We start from the raw sequence: 22,868 nt of genomic DNA, 5'->3' as shown, positions 1-22,868 counted from the left end.
CGCGGTGCTGATCGATTCAGCAGAACCAAGACGGGCCCAAGCCCGCGGACGGACGGCATGATGCCGAAGGCAGGGTGATAAGCAGTGCTGAAGTTGAGAATGGCGTTTCTGGCCGCGTTCGTGGTGCCGGTGTTGCTTGCGGCGCCGGCAGCGGCCGAGACGATTTTCGACGCCATGGCCAAGGCTTACGACAACAATCCCGACCTCAATGCTGCGCGGGCCGGACTGCGTGCAACGGACGAGGGCGTGACGATCGCGAAGGCCGGCTGGCGGCCGCAGATCTCGGCTTTCGCGCAGAATACCCAGACCTGGTACGACAATAGCGGCGCGACGTTTCCGAGTGGCGAGGTAAACGAGTTCGGCCAGCCAATACCGACCGACCGTATAAAAGCGACATCACACCAGCGCGGCCTGACCATCACGCAACAGATTTTCGATGGCTTCCAGACGCTGAACAACGTCCGCGCGGCAGAGTCCACGGTGTTTTCGGAGCGCGCGTCGCTGCGGGCACGGGAGATCCAGATCCTGCTTTCCGCCGCCGAAGTCTATGCCAATATCGGCCGCGACCAGCAGATCATAGTCTTCCGGAAGCAGAATATCGCCTTTCTTCGCGAGCAGGTGAGTGCCGCCAAAACCCGTCTCGATCTCGGCGACGGGACCACTACGGATGTCAGTCTCGCAGAAGCCGATCTTGCGCGAGCCCAGGCGCTGGTGGCCGCCGCTATATCGCAGCTCAAGCAGAGCGAGGCGGTTTATGTGCAAATTGTTGGCGACGCACCAAAGGACGTGCGCCCGGCCAAGCCAGTGAGCAAGCTCCTCCCCAAGAATATCGATACGGCGGTCGCAACCGGCTGGCGCGAGCATCCTTCGATCCTCTCCACCATGCATGCGATCGACGCGGCCGGATTCCAGGTGAAATCGGCGGAGGGTGCCATGCTTCCCGGCGTCGTCGTCCAGGGCCAGATCCAGAGCACGGAAGGCACCGTAGGCGTCAGCTCGCTTTCCAACTACAATTCCTCGTCGATCACCGCGCGCCTCAACGTGCCGCTCTACCAGGGCGGTGCCGAATACGGCCAGATCCGCCAGGCGAAGGAGCGGCTTGGCCAGCAGCGGATCCTGCTCGACTCGGCGCGGCTGGAAGTGCAGCAGACTATCGTCTCGGCCATGGCGCAATATGAAGCGGCGCTCGCCATCATCGACGCCAACAATACCCAGCTTAAGGCTGCGAACGACGCACTGGCGGGGGTTATCGAGGAGCGGGCGGCTGGGCAGGCGACCCAGCTCGACGTGCTGACCGCACAGGCCGTGGTGCTCAACGCCAAGGAAAGCCTGGCTGTCGCCCAGCGCGACGCGGTCGTGGCAAGCTTTTCCATCCTCGCCTCGATGGGACGGCTCACGGTGGAAACCCAGAACCTGCAGGTCACCGAATACAAGCCGGAAGTCCATTACAACAAGGTCAAGGACGCCTGGTTCGGACTTCGCACGGTCGATGGCCGCTGAGGCCAGACGCTCCCCCCGAGTCATCGCGACACATCCCCCGCTAATTTCGGGGATTCATCTTGCCGATAAATCTGTGCATCATGGTCGTAATTTGATTCGCAGCCGTTTTTTCCGTCCGGGCGATGACGTAAGTTGTCCGCGCGGGTCAGACGGGCGGCTTGAAAAGAATGCGGCAATGCGGGGAAGACTATGGCTCAGCCAAATGTAGTGCGTGAACCTTCCATGGATGAGATCCTGGCATCGATACGCCGGATCATCGAGAGCAATGACCCGGTTCCCCAGCCTGGCCTCGCGACCGGGATGGCCGAGCCCGAGGGCTTCTCGGGCGATGCGGCCAATGACGATACGGAAGAAGTGCCGCTGACGGTCGACGAGATTTTCGCGCAGCAGCAGGAGGCGGATGCCAGGCTGGCGCGTGAAACCTACGAGGACCGCCTGCAAGAGCCGACGCTCGAAGCGCCATTGCACGCTCCGGAACTACCAGCCGCCCAGCCGCAGAAATCACTGTCGCTTGCCGATGTCGCCGCGCGTGTACGTGCAGCATCCGAGCGCAATCCGGGCCTTCGCGAGCTGACGCCGAAGCCGGCCGAGCCGGTGGAGGAGGCTACGAGCCCCCTGATGACGAACCGCATGACGCTCGTAGGCGGTGCGAGTGCCGTGGTCGAGCCGGAGCTGGTGCCGGAACCGGCCTGGGTCGTTCCGGTGACGGAAGAGCATCTGGAAATCGGCGAGGACCTGATGCCGGCGCCTGAAGTGGTGGAGGAGATGATCGCGGCACCGAGCCTGATCTCCGCAGGCACCGGCCAGCAGGTCGCCCGCGCATTCCAGGATCTGGCCGCAGCGGTCGATAGCGCGGAACGACGGTCGTTCGACGAGATCGCCGAGGACCTGCTGCGCCCCATGCTGCAGGATTGGCTGGACGACAACCTGCCGACGCTGGTGGAGCGGCTGGTGCGTGAGGAAATCGAGCGCGTGGCGCGCGGCCCGCGCCGCTGAGATCGCCGACATCGCTTCGAAGAGCCGCCGCGAGGCGGCGTTTTTGCGTTCCGCATTGACTTCCAAACCCGCAAGCGATTACGGAAAGCAGCAAAATTTCAGTGAGTGGTAATGTCAGATGCTCGATAAAACCTACGATTCCGCCGCAATCGAACCCCGGATCGCCAAGCAATGGGAGGATGCGCGCGCGTTCGCTGCCGGCGCCAATGCCGAGCCCGGCGCGGAAACGTTCTGCATCGTGATCCCGCCGCCGAACGTGACCGGCTCGCTGCATATGGGCCACGCGCTCAACAATACGCTGCAGGACATCATGATCCGCTTCGAGCGGATGCGAGGCAAGGACGTGCTTTGGCAGCCCGGCATGGACCATGCCGGCATCGCCACCCAGATGGTGGTCGAGCGCCAACTGATGGAGCGCCAGCTGCCGTCACGCCGCGACATGGGCCGCGAGGCCTTCGTCGAGCGCGTCTGGCAGTGGAAGGACGAATCCGGCGGCATCATCTTCAACCAGCTCAAGCGCCTGGGCGCCTCCTGCGACTGGTCGCGCGAGCGCTTCACCATGGACGAGGGACTTTCCGAGGCGGTGCTGGAAGTCTTCGTCCAGCTCTACAAGGAAGGCCTGATCTACAAGGACAAGAGGCTGGTCAACTGGGACCCGAAGCTCTTGACCGCGATCTCGGACCTCGAGGTCGAGCAGATCGAGGTCAAGGGCAATCTCTGGCACCTGCGCTATCCGCTCGAGCCGGGTGTCACCTATGAACATCCCGTTGCCTATAACGAAGAGACGCAGACCTCGGTCACCGAGACGCGCGACTACCTGGTCGTCGCGACGACGCGGCCGGAAACCTATCTCGGCGATACCGGTGTCGCGGTCAGCCCCGAGGATACGCGCTACCAGTCGCTGGTCGGCAAGCATGTGATCCTGCCGGGCGTCGGACGCCGCATTCCGATCGTCGCCGACGAATATCCCGACCCCGATGCCGGCACCGGCGCGGTGAAGATGACGCCTGCGCATGACTTCAACGACTTCGATGTCGGCAAGCGCACCGGGCTCCGGATGGTCAATATCCTGACCGTCGATGGCCGGGTTACGCTCGACGAGAACGAGGAATTCCTGGAAGGCCTGCCGCAGACCGACGCGCTTTCCAGCCTGATCAAGGCGGTCGATGGTGCCGATCGTTTCGCCGCGCGCAAGACAATCGTCGCGCTGTTCGAGGAATGGGGCCTGCTCGACAAGGTCGAGCCGCATACGCATACGGTGCCGCATGGCGACCGTGGCGGCGTGCCGATCGAGCCGCGCCTGACTGAGCAATGGTATGTCGATGCCGCGACGCTGGCCAAGCCCGCGATCGAATCGGTCCGCGAGGGCCGGACAAATTTCGTACCGAAGAACTGGGAAAAGACCTATTTCGAATGGATGGAGAACATCCAGCCCTGGTGCGTGTCGCGGCAGCTCTGGTGGGGTCACCAGATCCCGGCCTGGTACGGCCCGGATGGAACCGTCTTCGTCGAGAAGACGGAGGAGGAAGCACTGCACGCCGCCATCCAGCATTATCTCAGCCACGAAGGCCCGATGAAGGCTCTGGTCGAGGATCTCCTCGAAAACATGAAGCCCGATCAGATTTTGACCCGTGACGAGGACGTGCTCGATACGTGGTTCTCGTCGGCGCTCTGGCCGTTCTCGACGCTCGGCTGGCCGGAAAAGACGCCGGAGCTTGCCCGCTATTACCAGACCGACGTGCTGGTGACCGGCTTCGACATCATCTTCTTCTGGGTCGCCCGCATGATGATGATGGGCCTGCACTTGATGAAGGACGGCGCCGGCGTGCCGATCGAGCCTTTCCATACCGTCTATGTCCATGCCCTGGTGCGCGACAAGAACGGGCAGAAAATGTCGAAATCCAAGGGCAATGTCATCGATCCGCTGGAACTGATCGACGAATATGGCGCCGACGCGCTGCGGTTTACGCTGGCGATCATGGCGGCGCAGGGCAGGGACGTGAAGCTCGATCCGGCGCGTATTGCCGGCTACCGCAATTTCGGCACCAAGCTTTGGAACGCGACGCGCTTTGCCGATATGAACGGCGTCAAGCACGATCCGGATTTCCGGCCGGAAAATGCCAAGCTCACCGTCAACAGGTGGATCCTGACGGAACTCGCGGAAACCGTCGGCGCGGTCACCACGGGAATCGAGCAGTTCCGTTTCAACGAGGCGGCGGGTGCGCTTTATCGCTTCGTCTGGAACCAGTTCTGCGACTGGTATCTCGAACTTCTGAAGCCGATCTTCATGGGCGACGACGAGGCCGCCAAGGCCGAGGCGCAGGCCTGCGCGGCCTACGTGCTCGACGAGACCTACAAGCTGCTGCATCCGTTCATGCCGTTCATGACGGAAGAACTCTGGGAACACACATCGTCGCGGGCAAAGCTGCTCTGCCACGCCGACTGGCCGAAGCCGGGCTTTGCCGACAAGTCAGCAGCTGACGAGATCAACTGGCTGATCGAGGTCGTCACCGGAATCCGTTCGGCCCGCGCCGAAATGAACGTGCCGCCGGCCGCCACCGCGCCGCTGGTGATCGTCGGAGCAAGCGATGTCACGCGGTCGCGTGCCGAGCGTCAGGATGGTGCGATCAAGCGGCTGGCGCGCGTGGAAGCGATCAGCTTTGCCGATACTGCACCCAAGGGCGCGGCACAGATTGTCATCGGCGAGGCGACGGCCTGCCTGCCGCTCGGTTCGCTGATCGATCTCAATGCTGAGCAAAGCCGGCTCGAAAAGGGCCTTGGCAAGGCGCAAGCCGAAATCGACCGCATCAACGGCAAGCTCGGCAACGAAAAATTTGTTGCCAATGCCAAGCCCGAAGTGGTGGAGGCGGAACGCGAGCGTCTGGCCGATCTGGAGCGCGAAAAGGCCAATCTGGAGATCGCCCTGAAGCGCATTTCCGAGATTTGAATCATCCCGCAAATATCGGGACTTTCTTATGAATCTATCCTTGGCCGGGGCGTTTTGCCCCGGCTTTTGCATTTCTGCGGCCGTTTTTGCTCTTGTGACGATTTGGCAACACATTTTCCGTTATTATCCGGGCGGTGCGGGATGTATGGAAAATCGGTCCATTTCCTGCCACAAAACAGGCGCAGCGATTGCTGCATGAGAACGTGACGGATTTATCGTGTCGTTGCGTCAAGGACAGAATGAACGGATCTGCTTGGGAAATCGCCAGTCGTTAAATCGGAGTTCGGAGGAGTGGAAGCTCTCCCCGAAGACGGCACGTCTGACCGCACTTTCCCAGGGAACCGATGAGAATGGCATGCTGCGCGGGAAGGCAGTCTCCTTCCCCTTTGAAAGATACCGAGTATATGCCGAATCTTGCGTTGAATAGATTGAGTGGGATGGTACTGGGCGCAGCGCTGATCGTGCTGGGCGCTGCGGGAAGTGCGATGGCGCTCGACCCCAATGCCAGTGTTTCCAAGGAGCGCGGCCCGTTCGACCTGTTCAAGCTGGGCTTCAAGGCCTATCGCGAGGGCAACAAGCAGGAGGCCGTCGAGGCCTATCGCTACGCCGCCGAGAAGGGCCATACCGGTTCGCGCTGGGCACTTGCCACCATGTATGCCGACGGCGACGGCGTGGTGAAGGATGATTTCGAAGCCTTCAAGATCTATTCCGAGATTGCGACCCAGGGCGTCGAGCCGGGCTCGAACGATACCGGGTTCTTCGTCAACGCGCTGATGGCGCTGGCCGACTATTATTCGCGCGGTATTCCGGAAAGCCCGGTTTCGCCAGATCTCAGCCAGGCCCGGCAGCTCTATTTCCAGGCGGCATCCGCCTTCGGTAATGCCGAGGCGCAGTTCCGGCTCGCCAAGATGCTGCTCTCGGGCGAGGGCGGCGAGGTCAACATCCGCCAGGCCAAGAAGTGGCTGAACCATGCCCGCCGCGAGGGCCATGCCGGCGCCATGGGCGTGTTCGGCAACGTGCTCTTCGAAGAGGGGCAGACCGTGCGCGGGCTCGCCTATATGACGGCGGCACTCGATACCTGCGAGCCGCGCGACCGCGAATGGCTGCAGCAGATGCAGGAACAGGCCTTCTCGCTGGTGAACGAAGACGAGCGCCGCACGGCGCTGGCGCTTTCGGCCGATATCCGCAAGGGCGCTGACTGAACGACGCAGTATTTCCTATTTCATGTCGCCGGCCATGTGCCGGCGATTTGCATTTGTGCTAGTGTCTTTAGCCGTACCGGATCGCGCCTTGATGCTAGTGACACAATTTCCCATTTGCGATACGACCGCTGAAAACCGGGGATAATCCGGTCATATGTGAGGAAACGACCATGCCTGTTTATCGCTCGAGAACCACCACCCATGGCCGCAACATGGCCGGCGCGCGCGGATTGTGGCGCGCCACCGGCATGAAGGACAGCGATTTCGGCAAGCCGATCATTGCCGTGGTCAACTCGTTCACCCAGTTCGTGCCGGGCCATGTGCATCTGAAGGATCTCGGCCAGCTGGTGGCGCGCGAAATCGAGGCATCAGGCGGCGTGGCCAAGGAATTCAACACGATCGCGGTCGATGACGGTATCGCCATGGGCCATGACGGCATGCTCTATTCGCTGCCGTCGCGCGAACTGATCGCCGACAGCGTCGAATATATGGTCAACGCCCACTGCGCCGACGCCATGGTCTGCATCTCCAATTGCGACAAGATCACGCCAGGCATGCTGATGGCGGCGCTGCGCCTCAATATCCCGGCCGTCTTCGTCTCCGGCGGCCCGATGGAAGCCGGCAAGGTGATCATGCATGGCAAGAAGGTCGCTCTCGATCTGGTCGATGCCATGGTTGCCGCCGCCGATGACCAGGTCAGCGACGAGGACGTCGATGTCATCGAGCGCTCGGCCTGTCCGACCTGCGGCTCTTGCTCGGGCATGTTTACCGCAAATTCCATGAACTGCCTGACCGAGGCGCTGGGCCTGTCGCTGCCGGGCAACGGCTCGACGCTCGCCACCCATGCCGACCGCAGGGAGCTTTTCCTGCAGGCCGGCCGCACCGCCGTCGATCTCTGCAAGCGCTACTATGAAGGCGACGACGAGACCGCGCTGCCGCGCAACATTGCCAGCAAGGGCGCTTTCGAAAATGCCATGGCGCTGGATATCGCGATGGGCGGCTCGACCAATACGGTTCTTCACATTCTTGCCGCGGCGCATGAAGGCGAGATCGATTTCACCATGGACGACATCGATCAGCTGTCGCGCCGGGTTCCCTGCCTTTCCAAGGTCGCGCCGGCCAAGAGCGATGTGCACATGGAAGACGTGCACCGCGCCGGCGGCATCATGGCGATCCTCGGCGAACTCAACCGCGCCGGCCTGATCAATGCCGATCTGCCGACCGTGCATGCCAAGACGCTCGGCGATGCGCTGGCGCAGTGGGATATCGCGGTGACCGACAATCCGGCGGCGCTCAAGCTTTTCAGTGCAGCACCCGGCGGCGTGCCGACCCAGGTTGCCTTCAGCCAGGAAGCGCGCTGGGAAGACCTCGATCTCGATCGCGAGAAGGGCGTCATCCGCGATGCACAGCACCCGTTCTCCAAGGACGGTGGCCTGGCGGTACTCAAGGGCAACCTTGCGCTCAACGGCTGCATCGTCAAGACGGCGGGCGTCGACGAAAGCATCCTGAAATTCTCAGGCCCCGCCAAGGTGTTCGAGAGCCAGGACGCGGCGGTCAAGGGCATCCTCAACAACGAAGTGGTCGAGGGCGACGTCGTGGTCATCCGCTATGAAGGCCCGAAGGGCGGACCGGGTATGCAGGAAATGCTCTATCCGACCAGCTATCTCAAGAGCCGCGGCCTGGGCAAGGCCTGCGCGCTGATCACCGATGGCCGCTTCTCCGGCGGCACGTCGGGCCTGTCGATCGGCCACGCCTCGCCGGAAGCAGCCAATGGCGGCACGATCGGGCTGGTGCGCGAGGGCGACATGATCGATATCGACATCCCCAACCGCACGATTTCGCTGCGCGTCGACGAGGCGACGCTCGCCGAGCGCCGCGAAGAGCAGAACGCACTGGGCTGGAAGCCGGCCGCACCGCGCAGGCGCAACGTGACGACGGCACTCAAGGCCTATGCGGCCTTCGCGACAAGTGCCGACCGTGGCGCGGTCAGGGATTTGAACGCGTACGGCAAGTAAGCACTGAACACAGAAAAGGGCGCGGAACGTGCCGGTTCCGCGCCCTTTGTGATCCTGGTTTGTCGTCAGTGGAGGATCTGGCTGAGGAACAGCTTGGTCCGCTCGTGCTGCGGATTGTCGAAGAAACTGATCGGATCGTTCTGCTCGACGATCTGGCCCTGATCCATGAAAATCACGCGGTTGGCGACCTGGCGGGCGAAGCCCATTTCGTGGGTAACGCAGAGCATGGTCATGCCTTCCTCGGCGAGGCCCACCATGGTGTCGAGCACTTCCTTGACCATTTCAGGATCGAGCGCCGAGGTCGGCTCGTCGAACAGCATGATCTTCGGGCGCATGCAGAGCGCGCGGGCGATCGCGACGCGCTGCTGCTGGCCGCCCGAGAGCTGGCCCGGATATTTCTTCGCCTGTTCCGGGATCTTGACGCGGGTGAGGAAATGCATGGCGATTTCCTCGGCCTGCTTCTTCGGCATCTTGCGGACCCAGATAGGTGCCAGCGTGCAGTTTTCCAGGATCGTCAGATGCGGGAACAGGTTGAAGTGCTGGAACACCATGCCGACTTCGCGGCGCACTTCGTCGATCTTCTTGAGGTCATTGGTGAGTTCGATGCCATCGACGACGATCGAGCCCTTCTGATGCTCCTCGAGGCGATTGATGCAGCGGATCATCGTCGATTTGCCGGAGCCCGACGGGCCGGCAATGACGATGCGTTCGCCCTTCATGACCTTGAGGTTGATGTCGCGAAGCACGTGGAACTCGCCGTACCACTTGTTCATGCTATTCATTTCCACCGCCACATCGGTGCTGGAAACGGTCAATTTCTGTGCGGCGTCAGCCATGTTGTTTTTCCTTTTTATTGTTATCGCTTGTGGCCGGTGTCGAGGCGCCGTTCGATGAAGGCGGAATAACGCGACATGCCGAAGCAGAAGATCCAGAATGTGAAGCCCGCGAAGATCAGGCCAGTGAGTGGTGTGACCGGCGTCTGCCAGCCGGAATCGCCGAAGCTCGCCTTCACGATGCCGAGCAGGTCGTACATCGAGATGATGGTGACGAGCGACGTGTCCTTGAACATGCCGATGAAGGTGTTGACGATGCCGGGAATGACCAGCTTGATCGCCTGCGGCAGGATCACGAAGGTCATCTTCGTCGTGTAGCCGAGGCCAACCGCGTCGGCTGCCTCGTACTGTCCCTTCGGGATCGCCTGCAGCCCGCCGCGGATCACTTCGGCCATGTAGGCCGAGGCGAAGATCGACACGCCGACAAGCGCCCGCAGGAACTTGTCGAAATGGGTGCCCGGCGTCAGGAAGAGCGGCAGCAGCACGCTCGCCATGAAAAGAACGGTGATCAACGGCACGCCGCGGATCAGTTCGATAAAGACGATGCAGACCGTTTTCAAGATCGGCATCTGCGAACGCCGGCCGAGCGCCAGCAGGATGCCGAAGGGCAGGGATATCGCGATGCCGACGTAGGAGATGATGAGCGTCACCATCAGCCCGCCCCAGAGCGAGGTCTCGACATGGGCGAGGCCGAACCAGCCGCCGAGCAGGAGCACGAAGGACACGGCCGGGAACGCGACGAGGAGCAGGAGGGCATTGAGCCCCTTGCGCGGCACTTTCGGCATCAGGAACGGGATCAGCAATCCGACGAACATGGCGACGACCAGGAGAGGTCTCCAGAGCTGGTCACGCGGATAGGAGCCGAACATGAACTGCCCGAAGCGGTTTCCCACATAGGCCCAGCAGGCGCCGCTCCAGCCCTCGGGCAGCGCGCCGCCCTGTACGGTCGTGAGGCAGGCCGTACGATCCGTGCCGAACCAGACCGCCTTGATGAACAGCCAGTTGAGGAGCCCCGGCAGGAAATAGAGCAGCACCGCGATCGCCACGAGCGACATGATCGAGTCGGTGACCGACGCGAAGAGATTCTTGCGCGCCCAGCCGATCACCGTGCTCTCGGAGAGAGGCGCCTTTTCAGGAGCGACGAACTGGTGGCGGACGTAGGAAATGTCGGTCATGTCAGCGCTCCACCAGTGCCATCTTGGCGTTGAACCAGTTCATGAACAGCGAGGTGAGCAGGCTGATCGAGAGATAGACCAGCATCCAAATCGAGATGATCTCGATCGATTTGCCCGTTTGATTGAGGATCGTGCCTCCCACCGCGACCAGATCGGCATAACCGACGGCGACCGCGAGGGATGAATTCTTGATCAGGTTGAGATATTGCGAGGTCAGCGGTGGAATGATGATCCGGAGCGCCTGCGGCAGGACCACGAGCCGTGTGGTCAATCCCGGCCGGACGCCGAGCGCGTAGGCGGCTTCCGACTGGCCCTTGGAGACGCCCCTTATGCCGGCGCGCACGATCTCGGCAATGAAGGATGCCGTGTAGAGCGACAGCGCCAGATAGAGTGCCAGGAATTCCGGTCCGATCACCATGCCGCCCTTCATGTTGAAGGAACCGGGGATGGCGTAATCGAGTGTCAGTGGCATGCCCATGACGAAGAAGACGAGCAACGGAAACAGGATGATCAGCGCCAGATTGACCCAGAGCACCGGCGGGCGTTTACCGGTTGCGAGCTGGCGTCGATTGGCCCAGATCGTGAAGGCGATCGCGAGCGCGATGCCCAGGAGGAACGCCGCCACCACGATGCCGAAGCCTTCGCCGAAGATCGGCGCGGGCATATAGATGCCGCGGTTCGAAACGAAGAAGATGGCGCCCGGGTTGTCCTTCACATGCTGGAAGATCGTGCGGATCGCCGGCAGCAGGGCGAGAACGCCGAGATACCAGAAGAAGATGACCAGCAGTGGCGGGATATTGCGGAAAATCTCGACATAGACGGTGCAGAGTCGCGAAATCAACCAGTTGGGCGACAGGCGGCCGATGCCGACGAGAAGGCCGACGATCGTGGCCGTGATGATGCCGAAGAAAGCGATCACGAGCGTATTGATCAGGCTGACCTGCAGAGCCCTGAAATAGGTCGAGTCGCTTGAATAGGCGATGAGGGTCTGGGCGATGTCGAAACCGGCGCGGCTGTTGAGGAAGCCGAAACCCGCCTGCATATTGGCCCGCGCGAGGTTCGCGGCCGCATTGGTCCAGGCATACCAGACCGCCCAGACGATGACGATGATCGTGATCGCCTGATAGGCGTAGCTCCTCAGAGCCGGGTTATACAGTAGCGATACCTTTGGTTCAGCATCGCCGCCCCGCAATCGGGCGTCGGTTACAGCCATCAAAATTCCCCTGTTGTTCCGTCACCCTTTTTGCCGGGTGTTTTTTCCGGAAAGGGAAGGCGGGTCACCCCGCCTTCCCGAAACCCCAGTCGATCGCGTCTTAGCGGATCGGCGGTGCGTATTGCAGGCCGCCCTTGCTCCAAAGAGCATTCAGGCCGCGCTGGATCTTGAGCGGCGAGCCGGCGCCGACATTGCGCTCGAAGGATTCGCCGTAGTTACCGACAGCCTTGACGATCTGCACGGCCCAATCCTTCGGCAGACCGAGGTCGGCACCGATGGTGGAGTCGGCTTCTTCACCGAGGAAGCGCTTGATGTCAGGATTTTCCGACTTCTTCATTTCCTCGACATTGGCCTGGGTGATGCCCATTTCCTCGGCGGTCACCATGGCGTAATGCGCATAGGACACCACGTCGAACCACTTGGAGTCGTTCTGGCGAACGGCCGGGCCGAGCGGCTCCTTGGAGATGATTTCCGGCAGAACGATATGGTCGTCCGGGCTGGCCATCTTCAGGCGGATCGAATAGAGGCCCGAGGCGTCCGTCGTATAGACGTCGCAACGGCCGGCGTTGTAGGCGGCGTCGGCTTCATCCTGCGCTTCGAACACGACGGGCTTGAATTCCATCTTGTTGGCGCGGAAAAAGTCGGCGAGGTTGAGTTCGGTCGTCGTACCCGACTGAACGCAGACGGATGCGCCGTTGAGCTCGAGAGCCGACTTCACGCCGAGTTCCTTCTTCGCCATGAAGCCCTGGCCGTCATAATAGTTGATGGCGCGGAAATCGAAGCCGAGCTGGCTGTCACGGCTGGCGCTCCAGGTCGTGTTGCGCGCGAGCATGTCGATTTCGCCAGACTGCAGGGCCGGGAAGCGGTCCTTTGCCGAGAGCGGGGTGAATTTCACCTTGGTCGCATCACCGAACACTGCCGCTGCAACAGCCTTGCAGAGGTCGATATCGAGGCCGGACCAGTTGCCGGACGAATCCTGGGCGCCGAAACCTGCGAGGTTCGAACCGTTGACGCCGCACTGCACGAAGCCCTTCGCCTTGACGTCATCGAGCGTGCCGGCATGCGCCGCGGACGCACCGATGGCAATGATTGCGGCGCCAATGGCACCGGTCAGAATCTTGCTTGTCATTTTCTCCAACCTTTTTCGAGATTTGTTGTCGTTGTCGTTCCCCGCCGATCCCCCTTCGGAACGTCAGGCGCCGAGCCGGTTTCCCTGCCGGCCTGGACGAATGCTTAAGACAGTATCAAAAAGCCCGTTAGTCAAGACCAACCTTCGTCTTTGCCAAAAAATTTGCGGGGAACACCTGAAATGCGAAAAAACCGGCAAGGCCGCGCTGCCAAATGAAGCATTTTGGCGAATAATTTTGCGCGCTCGGCGGATTTCGTGTCCCTGTGACAAATCAGAATTTGCGTTTGCGATCAAAGAGGCTCTAAGAATGCGCTCTCACCCGCTACACGATACGGACATCACACATGATCGATGACAGGAAGGATGCCGGCGAACTCGGCATTAATACTCGGCTGACCCATGGCGGCTACAATCCGCGCGACTACCATGGCTTCGTCAACCCGCCGGTGGTGCATGCTTCCACGGTGCTGTTTCCGGATGCCGCGACGATGGACAAGCGGGCGCAGAAATACACCTACGGCACGCGCGGAACGCCGACCACCGACGCGCTGGCCGAGGCGATCGACGAACTTGAAGGGTCGGCCGGTACGATCCTGGTGCCATCGGGCCTTGCTGCGGTAACGGTGCCGTTCCTCGGCTTCGCGAAAGCTGGCGACCACGTCCTGGTCGTTGATTCTGTCTATCACCCGACGCGGAATTTCTGCGACACGATCTTGAAGCGGCTCGGCGTCGAGACCGAATATTACGACCCGCTGATCGGCGCAGGCATTAGCAAGCTGATGCGACCGAACACCTCGATCGTGCATACCGAGGCGCCCGGTTCGAACACGTTCGAGATGCAGGATATCAGGGCGATCGCCGATGCGGCGCATGCGGGTGGCGCCGTCGTGATGATGGACAATACCTGGGCGACGCCGGTCTATTTCAAGCCGCTCGATTTCGGCGCCGATATCTCGATGCATGCGGCGACCAAATATCCGTCCGGCCACTCGGACGTGCTGTTCGGCACGGTTTCGGCCAATGCCCGGCATTGGGACCAGTTGCGTGAAGCCAATATCACCCTCGGCGTCTGCGCGTCGCCCGACGACAGCTATCAGATCCTGCGCGGGCTCCGGACGATGGGATTGCGGCTCGAGCGGCACCAGGAAAGCGCGCTGGCGCTGGCGCAATGGCTGGAAGGTCACGAGGACGTCGCCAAGGTGCTGCATCCGGCCCTGCCGAGCTTCGAAGGCTACGACATCTGGAAACGCGACTTCAAAGGCGCGTCCGGGCTGTTTTCCATCGTATTGAAGGAGAGCGATCCAGAGAAATACAAGCCGCGCGCTTTTGCCTTCCTCGATGCGTTGAAATTCTTCGGGCTCGGCTATTCCTGGGGCGGCTATGAAAGCCTCGCCGTCATGCCCATTCTCAGCGACCGCAAGATCGCCAAGGCGCCCGAAGGCGGACCGGTGATCCGGCTGCAGATCGGGCTCGAGGATGTTGTCGATCTCAAGCGCGATATCGAAGGTGGACTTGCAGCGGCGAGGGCAGCGGGCTGAGCGGTTCGCTCAGTCCTTACCCTTGCGCCTTGTAGCCGTAGAGCCAATCGAGGTCTGCGGCGACATGCTCCGGCTTGCGGATCTTCAGTACGAAGTCGCGGGCGAGCCGTATAGGCCCGCGTGCGTGATAGGCGAACTTGTTGAAGGCGCCGCGCGAGCGGACGCGGGAGACGCGGTGCTGGCGGTTGCGCTCGAAGAACAGCAGCGCATCGGAAAGTGCCGCATTGCCGGTCGAGACGCCGGCGAGTTCATAGGCATCCTCGATCGCCATGGCGGCGCCCTGGGCCGCGAACGGCGTCATTGCGTGGGCGGCGTCGCCGATCAGGATGCGGCTCTGGCCATCGGTCCAGCGGCCGTTCGAGACACCGAACAGCGGCCACCAGGTGGGCTTCGGCGCATAGGACAGAAGCGTGCGGATATCGCGGTGCCAGTTGCAAAACTGCGAGGTCATCTCGGAGCGGAAGGTTGGATTGCAATCGGCCGCCCAGGTCTCGCCGGGATTACGGCCGGTCGAGAGCGCCACGACGTTGAACGCGCCGGCATCTTTCAGCGGATAGGCGACGATATGGGCGTGTGGGCCGACAAAGGCGGTGACATTGCGCGGATTGAGGAAAGACGGCGCATCGCGCTCGGGAATGATGAAGCGCCAGGCGACCATGCCTGAGAATTCCGGCGTTCCGGCCTGCGGCACGAACTGGCGGAATTTCGACCAGACGCCGTCGGCGCCGATCGTGAGGTCCGGTGTCTCGCCGATGAGTTCGTGGATTTCGCTCTCGTTCTTCGCTTCGACATCGAGATTGAGCGAGATCAGCGGCTCGGCCTTGACGCGCTCGATCAGCACCTTCTGCAGGGTGGCGCGATGGATCGAGGCGTAGGGTGCGCCCCAGCGTTCGCGCGCCAGGGTCTTTGTGGCGATCGAAGTGATGGGGGCAAGCGTCTGGCCGGAAACCAGACAGATATTGTCGGGCTCGCGCCACAGGCCTGAAAGCTCATCCGACAGGCCGAGCTGGCCAAGCACATAGGTGGCATTGGGCGAAAGCTGGAGGCCGGCGCCGACTTCCTGGAGCACGGAGGCGCGCTCGAGAATCACGGACCGGACGCCTTTGCGCGCAAAGGCGAGCGCGCTCACAAGGCCGGCAACGCCGGCGCCCATAATAGCAACGGATTTCATTTGTTCTGTCCTTGGCCCATCCGGGCCTTCGCGCAACTACGCGGCGCGATCAACGAAGACACAGCCAGCCGGATCAGACTGGTTGGCTTTCAAAGCGGGTTTATACGTGTAGAGCGTCGAGCAATAAGAACAGATCTTCTCATTGTCATCGCCCATGTCGATGAAGATATGCGGATGATCGAAGGGAATCGACGCACCGGTGCACATGAATTCCTTGACCCCGATCGCGATCGTCTTATATCCGCCATCGTTCTGGAAATGTGGGATGCTGTGTCCGGCCATGCAAGTCTCCGACCATATTTGTTGTGGCGCAACATAGTGTGGTTCACAGCAAAAGTGTAGAGCCAAAACGCGCCTGTCTCATGAGATTGGTGCATAACTGACATGCGGGAGACGATCGCTAAAATGCATCTCAACAGCCCTGTTTTCTCGACGTTCTCGCACGATGGCCTCGAATTCTCATATTTCGATGCCGGCCACGAGGACGGTCCGCCGACGCTGCTTATCCACGGATTCGCATCCTCGGCCGTGGTCAACTGGGTGCAGCCGGGCTGGCTGCAGACGCTCGGCCAGGCGGGCAGGCGGGTGATCGCGATCGACAATCGCGGCCATGGAGGAAGCTCCAAGCCGCATGATCCCGCCGCTTATCATCCGTCGCTGATGGCCAGGGATGCCACTGCTCTGCTCGATCATCTCGGCATCGAGCGCGCCGGTGTCATGGGCTATTCGATGGGAGCGAGGATTTCGACCTTCATGGCGCTCGAGCATTCCGAACGCGTCCGCTCGCTGGTGCTTGGGGGCTTGGGAATCGGGCTCGTCCATGGGGTAGGAGATTGGGACCCGATCGCCGAGGCACTGCTTGCGCCTTCGCTCGACGATGTTAGCCATGAGCGGGGCCGGATGTTCCGCGCCTTCGCCGACAAAACCCAAAGCGACCGGCAGGCGCTGGCGGCCTGCATTTCCTCCAACCGGGCACTGGTGAGCGAGGCGGAATTGGCGCATGTCGTGCAGCCGGTTCTCATCGGCGTCGGAACGAAGGACGATATCGCGGGTTCCCCCCATGAGCTGGCGGACCTGCTTCCGGATGCGCGGGCGGTGGATATTCCCGGTCGCGATCACATGCTGGCAGTGGGCGACAGGGTGTTCAAGGCGGCGGTGCTGGACTTCTACCAGGAGATCGGCGCGGCCCATTCCTAAAGCGCCAGACATACATTATACTGATGGACCTCAGGCATGAATGAAGGAGAGCGGCTATGGCCGTAAAGAGTGAAATCAGGTCCGCCGAGCACCTGTCATCCGTGGACCCGATCTGGGATACGCTGAAGAGCGAGGCGCGCATTGCCGCTGACCATGACCCCTATATGGGGACCTTTCTCTATTCGACCGTCATCAACCACAAGAGTCTTGAAGACGCCGTGATCTACCGGATCTGCGAGCGACTCGACCACCCCGACATGCCGGCAGTGCTGCTGCGCCAGACCTTCGAGGAAATGTGCGGCGACCACCAGGGTTTCAGTGCCGCAATCCGCGCCGATATCCAGGCCTATTACGACCGCGATCCCGTCTGCACCCGGTTCATCGAGCCGGTGCTCTATTTCAAGGGTTTTCACGCGATCCAGACCTATCGGCTGGCCAACTGGCTTCTGAGGCAGGGCCGCAAGGATTTTGCGCTTTATCTCCAGAGCCGTTCGTCGAGCGTGTTCCAGACCGACATCAATCCGGCGGCCAGGATCGGCAAGGGCTTCTTCCTCGATCATGCCACGGGCCTGGTCGTCGGCGAGACGGCGTCGATCGGTGACAATGTCTCGATCCTCCAGGGTGTGACGCTCGGTGGTACCGGCAAGGAAGCGGGCGACCGTCATCCCAAGATCGGCAACGGCGTGCTGATCGGCGCGGGCGCAAAGGTGCTCGGCAATATCACGGTCGGCGATTGCTCGCGCATCGCTGCCGGTTCGGTCGTGCTCAAGCCCGTGCCGCGCAACACGACGGTTGCCGGTGTGCCGGCGAGAATCGTCGGCGAGGCGGGATGCTCCGAGCCGTCGCGTTCGATGGACCAGGTGCATCTGCCGTCCATCGACTGAGCGACGTGGCAAAGCGGGCCGGGATGGCGGCCCGCCTGTCTGCGGGGTTTACAGCCCGTACCCAAGATGGCAAAAGCGGCGCAAATCACATGAACCCCGATGGAGACGCCAACGTGAAGCCCGAGGAACTCAAGAAGCTCGACGCCTATTTCAAGCGCACGCTGAACCCCAACATCATCGTCAAGGCTCGTCCGCGCAAGAATGATTCGGCGGAAGTCTATATCGGCGACGAATTCCTTGGCGTCATCTATCGCGACGACGAGGATGGCGATCTTTCCTACAATTTTTCCATGGCGATCCTCGACGTCGATCTTACCTAAAAAGGCGAGCGCCGCACCTGTTTCGATCCCGCCATTCGGCGGGATTTCTTTTTTGCGGCGCACAAGTCCAGTTGACTTTTTGTGCGCTGCACCTATATTTTAGAGATGTCACAACAAACACGACGGGACACCACCATGTTTAAATTTGATGACAGCAATCTCTACGGGAAAGAAGCCGTGGACTCCGTGCTGAAGAGCTATTCCACGGCCGCCAAGGGCTTCCAGGCAATCGCTTCGGAAACCGCCGAATACTCCAAGAAGGCATATGAGGCCAATGTGGCCCATCTCGAGCAGCTGATGTCGGTCAAGAGCTTCGAAGCGGTGATCGAACTCAACACCTCCTTCGCCAAAACAGCGATGGAAGGCTATCTCGCCGAACTCAACAAGCTCGGCGAACTCTATTCCGACATCGCCAAGCAGACCTATGAGCCGGCGCAGGCCGCTGCCGCCAAGGCGACCGAAGCGGTGAAGTCGAATGTTTCCAAGGCCGCTGCCGCCGCAGCCGCCTGATCCGCCATCGGCAAACCTTTCAAAGAACCGGCTGCCCGCGGGGTGGCCGGTTTTTTCATTCCGGGACAAGGGCATCGCCGCCGCTATTTTGTCTCCATTTCTGGGCAAGTTAATGCGATTAGTGTTGCTACCCAGAAAAAGGCTCTTAAAATACTGCTTTGCGATACCACATAAGGCGTCTGGTTTCCCTGGTGAACAGCACGCGGAACCAAAAGGTAGAATGGCAGGCATGAGCGAATACGTATACCGGATGCAGGGCGAAGACGAAGGTGGCGGCGTCACTGGAGGCCGAGGCACCTCGGTGATCACGCGCATCCAGCCGAAGGTCAAAAAGCCGAGCCTATACCGTGTGCTGCTCCTGAACGACGACTATACGCCTATGGAATTCGTGATCCATACACTGGAGCGCTTCTTCCAGAAGGACCGGGAAGCGGCGACGCGGGTCATGCTGCAAGTGCACAATCACGGTGTCGGCGAATGCGGCGTCTTCACCTACGAGGTCGCCGAGACGAAGGTGATGCAAGTCATGGATTTCGCCCGGGAACACCAGCATCCGCTGCAATGTGTTATGGAAAAGAAATGAGGTTCTGATCGTGCCCACATTTTCGTCAAGCCTTGAAAAGGCCCTTCATCGGGCACTCACGCTCGCCAACGAGCGGCGACACGAATACGCTACTCTCGAACATCTCCTGCTCTCGCTGATCGACGACAACGACGCCGCAGCCGTGATGCAGGCCTGCAATGTCGATCTCGACAAGCTCAAGAAGGCCGTCAGCGACTATGTCGACAACGACCTGGCCAACCTGGCAACGGGCTATGACGAGGATTCGAAGCCGACATCCGGCTTCCAGCGCGTCATCCAGCGCGCGGTGATCCATGTGCAATCCTCGGGCCGCGAAGAAGTGACCGGCGCCAACGTGCTTGTCGCGATCTTCGCCGAACGCGAGAGCCATGCCGCATATTTCCTGCAGGAGCAGGACATGACCCGCTACGACGCGGTCAACTACATCTCCCACGGTATTGCCAAGCGCCCCGGCGCTTCCGAGACGCGCGCTCCCAAGGGCGTCGAGGAAAGCGAGCAGGAAGCCAAGCCCACCGGAGCCAAGGACAGCGAAGACGGTCAGAAGAAGCCGCTCGACGCGCTCAAGGCCTATTGCGTCAATCTCAACGAGAAGGCCAGGAACGGCCGCATCGATCCGCTGATCGGCCGCATGGCCGAAGTCAACCGGACGATCCAGATCCTGTGCCGCCGTTCGAAGAACAATCCGCTCTATGTCGGTGACCCCGGCGTCGGCAAGACGGCGATCGCCGAAGGCCTTGCCAAGCGCATCGTCGAAAAGCAGGTTCCCGAGGCGTTGCAGAACGCGACGATCTTCTCGCTCGACATGGGCACGCTGCTCGCCGGCACCCGCTATCGCGGCGATTTCGAAGAGCGCCTGAAGCAGGTCGTCAAGGAACTCGAGGATTTCCCGGGCGCCGTGCTGTTCATCGATGAGATCCACACCGTGATCGGTGCCGGTGCGACATCGGGTGGGGCCATGGACGCCTCCAACCTCCTGAAGCCCGCGCTCTCCTCGGGTGCGATCCGCTGCATCGGTTCGACCACCTACAAGGAATACCGCCAGTTCTTCGAAAAGGACCGCGCACTGGTGCGCCGGTTCCAGAAGATTGATGTCAACGAGCCGTCAATCGACGACGCGATCGACATCATGAAGGGCCTCAAGCCGTATTTCGAGGAATTCCACCATCTTCGCTACACGAACGACGCCATCAAGGCGGCGGTCGAGCTTTCGGCGCGCTATATCACCGATCGCAAGCTGCCCGACAAGGCAATCGACGTGATCGACGAAACCGGTGCGGCCCAGATGCTGCTGCCGATCTCGAAGCGGCGCAAGCTGATCACCGAAAAGGAGATCGAGGTAACCATCGCCACCATGGCGCGGATACCGCCAAAGACCGTTTCGCGGGATGACGAAGCGACGCTGGCCAATCTCCAGACGGAGCTTGCCGCGGTGGTCTATGGCCAGGAACTGGCGATGGAGGCCTTGGCGTCCGCGATCAAGCTGGCACGCGCCGGCCTGCGCGAGCCCAACAAGCCGATCGGTTCATACCTGTTCTCAGGCCCGACCGGCGTTGGCAAGACCGAGGCGGCAAAGCAGCTTGCTGGCTCGCTCGGTGTCGAACTGCTGCGCTTCGACATGTCGGAATATATGGAACGCCATACGGTTTCGCGCCTGATCGGTGCGCCTCCGGGCTATGTCGGCTTCGACCAGGGCGGGCTTCTGACCGACCAGGTGGACCAGCATCCATATTGCGTGCTTCTGCTCGACGAAATCGAGAAGGCGCATCCGGATATCTACAACATCCTGCTTCAGGTGATGGATAACGGCTCGCTGACCGACAACAACGGCAAGAAGATCGACTTCCGCAACGTGATCCTGATCATGACCACCAATGCCGGTGCGTCCGACGCGCAACGTGCGGCAATCGGTTTCGGCTCGACAAAACGCGAAGGCGACGAAATCGAGGCGATCACCAAGCTGTTCACGCCGGAATTCCGCAATCGTCTCGACGCGATCATCCCGTTCTCGTCGCTGCCGATGTCGGTTGTCCACAAGGTGGTGCAGAAGTTCGTCATGCAGCTGGAAAGCCAACTTGCCGAACGTCATGTCACCTTCGAACTCACAGACGAGGCCACCAAGTGGCTGTCCGAAAAGGGTTACGACGACAAGATGGGTGCGCGTCCGTTGGCTCGCGTGATCCAGGAGAACATCAAGAAGCCGCTCGCCGAGGAAATCCTTTTCGGCAAGCTCAAGAAGGGTGGAATCGTTCGCGTCACGGTCGGGACGAAGGCCGATGGCAAGCAGGGCATCCTGCTCGAAAGCCTGCCTGATAACGTGAAGGTCAAGCCGAAGGACGAGGCGGAAGTCGCCGCCACGACCAAGGCGCCGAAGAAGGCCAAGGTCGAGCCGGTGGTGGTGACTGCCTCCGCCGAGCCCGAAGATGAGGCGCCCAAGCCGAAGAAGCGCGTGCCCAACGTGCCCAAGAAGGGCTAGAGAGGCAGAGCTTGATTGAAACAGCTTCGGCAGCTATATTGCCGGAGTGATGGGCGAGGCGGTAACCCCGCCCATCGTTTGTTAGCTGTAGAATTGAACCCGGACGGTCACTGACCAGCTCGTCCGGGTTTTTCTTACAGCAAACGTCAGACTAAATGGCTTCCACCACATAGTCGACCTCCTTCTTCGAAGGCGAGGCACTCGCCTGATGTCAGCGTGGCCAATCCTCGCCGACGCGCCGCTGGTCTCGACGCTTTCTGCTTCCGCCCCCGAATTTCCGACGAATAGCACCTAAACGCCATCGCCAGTAGCAATTATTGTGGCTGCGGTTGCATGTCCCGGCAAACACCAAAACCGATACCTTTTGGCTGGCGATCAGCCAAAAACCCCTGTATCAATTCCTTGCCGAAAGGCGCCATGCAACCGGAGGGCGGGACGGGGATGCGGATTTTCTCCTATGTATTCAACTACAAGGCCGTTCCCTATGCCGAGATTCGGGCGTTCTGCGTACACCTGCTGACAGCCTCAGGCTCGTTTCTCGCTTTTCTGGGTGTGGTCGCCGCGGCAGAACATCGCTTCGTCGATATGTTCTGGTGGCTGGGCCTGGCGCTGGTGGTTGATGGCATCGATGGCCCGATTGCGCGCAAGGTGCGCGTCAAGGAAGTGCTGCCGAACTGGTCGGGCGATACACTCGACAACATCATCGATTACGTGACCTACGTACTGCTGCCGGCCTTCGCGCTCTACCAGAGCGGCATGATCGGCGAGCCATGGTCGTTCGTCGCAGCCGGGATCATCGTCGTGTCCTCGGCCATCTACTATGCCGATATGGGCATGAAGACGGATGAGTATTTCTTTTCGGGCTTCCCCGTTGTCTGGAACATGGTCGTGTTCACGCTCTTCGTCATCAAGCCGAGCGAGAACGTCGCATTCGTCGTCGTCGTCGTCTCGGCCATACTATCCTTCTTCCCGATCTGGTTCCTGCATCCCGTTCGCGTCAAGCGGCTGAGGCTGGTCAATCTCGCCGTCTTCGCAGTCTGGGCGGTTCTGTCCGGCATCGCCCTGCTCAAGCATTTCAATTCGCCGGACTGGGTCGTCTGGGGCGTGGTGGCGACGGGACTTTATATGTACTGCATCGGCTTCGTGCTGCAGATCTTCCCCAATCTCGGACGGAGTGAGTGA

Annotated in this window: 19 protein-coding genes; 13 read left to right on the top strand and 6 right to left on the bottom strand. The window is 61.0% G+C overall.

Annotation, left to right across the window (positions count from 1 at the left end):
• Nucleotides 1–99 precede the first annotated feature (99 nt).
• The 5 genes from IHQ71_RS11645 to ilvD all read left to right on the top strand — a co-directional run bounded on the left by IHQ71_RS11645 (nt 100) and on the right by ilvD (nt 8,660).
• Nucleotides 100–1,500 (top strand): TolC family outer membrane protein, encoded by a 1,401-nt coding sequence (locus IHQ71_RS11645; protein ID WP_258162117.1) that lies wholly within the window; start codon nt 100–102, stop codon nt 1,498–1,500.
• Nucleotides 1,501–1,722: 222 nt separating this feature from the next.
• A complete protein-coding gene (locus IHQ71_RS11640; RefSeq protein ID WP_374989978.1) occupies nt 1,723–2,496 on the top strand; it encodes a PopZ family protein in 774 nt (257 codons plus the stop codon).
• 118 nt (nt 2,497–2,614) lie between these two features.
• The gene (locus IHQ71_RS11635; protein ID WP_258162115.1) at nt 2,615–5,443 is read left to right on the top strand and encodes a valine--tRNA ligase; all 2,829 of its coding nucleotides are present in this window, start codon (nt 2,615–2,617) and stop codon (nt 5,441–5,443) included.
• A 437-nt stretch (nt 5,444–5,880) separates the two neighbouring features.
• A complete protein-coding gene (gene exoR / locus IHQ71_RS11630; protein WP_308737945.1) occupies nt 5,881–6,645 on the top strand; it encodes an exopolysaccharide production regulator ExoR in 765 nt (254 codons plus the stop codon).
• 170 nt (nt 6,646–6,815) lie between these two features.
• On the top strand, nt 6,816–8,660 hold the full coding sequence (ilvD, locus tag IHQ71_RS11625; RefSeq protein ID WP_258162113.1) for a dihydroxy-acid dehydratase: 1,845 nt from the start codon (nt 6,816–6,818) through the stop codon (nt 8,658–8,660).
• A gap of 65 nt (nt 8,661–8,725) precedes the next feature.
• On the opposite strand, the gene IHQ71_RS11620 is transcribed toward ilvD, so the two are convergent.
• The 4 genes from IHQ71_RS11620 to IHQ71_RS11605 all read right to left on the bottom strand — a co-directional run bounded on the left by IHQ71_RS11620 (nt 8,726) and on the right by IHQ71_RS11605 (nt 13,010).
• Nucleotides 8,726–9,496: an amino acid ABC transporter ATP-binding protein gene (locus IHQ71_RS11620; protein WP_258162112.1), complete on the bottom strand. Its 771-nt coding sequence runs from the start codon at nt 9,494–9,496 to the stop codon at nt 8,726–8,728.
• 20 nt (nt 9,497–9,516) lie between these two features.
• Nucleotides 9,517–10,668, bottom strand: a complete 1,152-nt coding sequence (locus IHQ71_RS11615; protein WP_258162111.1) for an amino acid ABC transporter permease — start codon at nt 10,666–10,668, stop codon at nt 9,517–9,519.
• Nucleotide 10,669: 1 nt separating this feature from the next.
• Complete coding sequence (locus IHQ71_RS11610; RefSeq protein ID WP_258162110.1) at nt 10,670–11,881, bottom strand: amino acid ABC transporter permease; 1,212 nt, start codon at nt 11,879–11,881, stop codon at nt 10,670–10,672.
• Between the two features lie 100 nt (nt 11,882–11,981).
• Complete coding sequence (locus IHQ71_RS11605) at nt 11,982–13,010, bottom strand: amino acid ABC transporter substrate-binding protein (RefSeq protein WP_258162109.1); 1,029 nt, start codon at nt 13,008–13,010, stop codon at nt 11,982–11,984.
• A gap of 344 nt (nt 13,011–13,354) precedes the next feature.
• On the opposite strand from IHQ71_RS11605, the gene IHQ71_RS11600 reads away from it, so the two are divergent.
• Nucleotides 13,355–14,548: a cystathionine beta-lyase gene (locus IHQ71_RS11600; RefSeq protein WP_258162108.1), complete on the top strand. Its 1,194-nt coding sequence runs from the start codon at nt 13,355–13,357 to the stop codon at nt 14,546–14,548.
• Between the two features lie 16 nt (nt 14,549–14,564).
• Here the strand turns inward: IHQ71_RS11600 and IHQ71_RS11595 are convergent, their stop codons facing one another.
• Nucleotides 14,565–15,719 (bottom strand): FAD-dependent monooxygenase, encoded by a 1,155-nt coding sequence (locus IHQ71_RS11595; protein ID WP_258162107.1) that lies wholly within the window; start codon nt 15,717–15,719, stop codon nt 14,565–14,567.
• A 36-nt stretch (nt 15,720–15,755) separates the two neighbouring features.
• The gene (locus tag IHQ71_RS11590) at nt 15,756–16,001 is read right to left on the bottom strand and encodes a zinc-finger domain-containing protein (protein ID WP_258162106.1); all 246 of its coding nucleotides are present in this window, start codon (nt 15,999–16,001) and stop codon (nt 15,756–15,758) included.
• Nucleotides 16,002–16,124: 123 nt separating this feature from the next.
• Between IHQ71_RS11590 and IHQ71_RS11585 the strand changes: the two genes are divergently transcribed.
• From IHQ71_RS11585 to pcsA, 7 genes are all read left to right on the top strand, one after another.
• A complete protein-coding gene (locus IHQ71_RS11585) occupies nt 16,125–16,916 on the top strand; it encodes an alpha/beta fold hydrolase (protein WP_258162105.1) in 792 nt (263 codons plus the stop codon).
• 56 nt (nt 16,917–16,972) lie between these two features.
• Nucleotides 16,973–17,800, top strand: a complete 828-nt coding sequence (cysE, locus tag IHQ71_RS11580) for a serine O-acetyltransferase (RefSeq protein WP_258162104.1) — start codon at nt 16,973–16,975, stop codon at nt 17,798–17,800.
• Nucleotides 17,801–17,913: 113 nt separating this feature from the next.
• Nucleotides 17,914–18,120 carry a DUF3126 family protein gene (locus tag IHQ71_RS11575; protein WP_258162817.1) on the top strand — a complete coding sequence of 69 codons (207 nt, stop codon included), beginning with the start codon at nt 17,914–17,916 and terminating at the stop codon, nt 18,118–18,120.
• 135 nt (nt 18,121–18,255) lie between these two features.
• Nucleotides 18,256–18,630 carry a phasin family protein gene (locus IHQ71_RS11570; RefSeq protein WP_258162103.1) on the top strand — a complete coding sequence of 125 codons (375 nt, stop codon included), beginning with the start codon at nt 18,256–18,258 and terminating at the stop codon, nt 18,628–18,630.
• A gap of 229 nt (nt 18,631–18,859) precedes the next feature.
• Complete coding sequence (gene clpS / locus IHQ71_RS11565; RefSeq protein WP_374989977.1) at nt 18,860–19,213, top strand: ATP-dependent Clp protease adapter ClpS; 354 nt, start codon at nt 18,860–18,862, stop codon at nt 19,211–19,213.
• Nucleotides 19,214–19,223: 10 nt separating this feature from the next.
• Nucleotides 19,224–21,686 carry an ATP-dependent Clp protease ATP-binding subunit ClpA gene (clpA, locus tag IHQ71_RS11560; RefSeq protein WP_258162102.1) on the top strand — a complete coding sequence of 821 codons (2,463 nt, stop codon included), beginning with the start codon at nt 19,224–19,226 and terminating at the stop codon, nt 21,684–21,686.
• A gap of 441 nt (nt 21,687–22,127) precedes the next feature.
• Complete coding sequence (pcsA, locus tag IHQ71_RS11555; protein WP_258162101.1) at nt 22,128–22,868, top strand: phosphatidylcholine synthase; 741 nt, start codon at nt 22,128–22,130, stop codon at nt 22,866–22,868.

The sequence above is a fragment of the Rhizobium sp. TH2 genome, from assembly GCF_024707525.1.
In the GTDB taxonomy this organism is placed as follows: domain Bacteria; phylum Pseudomonadota; class Alphaproteobacteria; order Rhizobiales; family Rhizobiaceae; genus Rhizobium_E.
The sequence above is the reverse complement of the archived record's forward strand: the minus strand, read 5'-3'. Positions and strand labels throughout refer to the sequence as shown.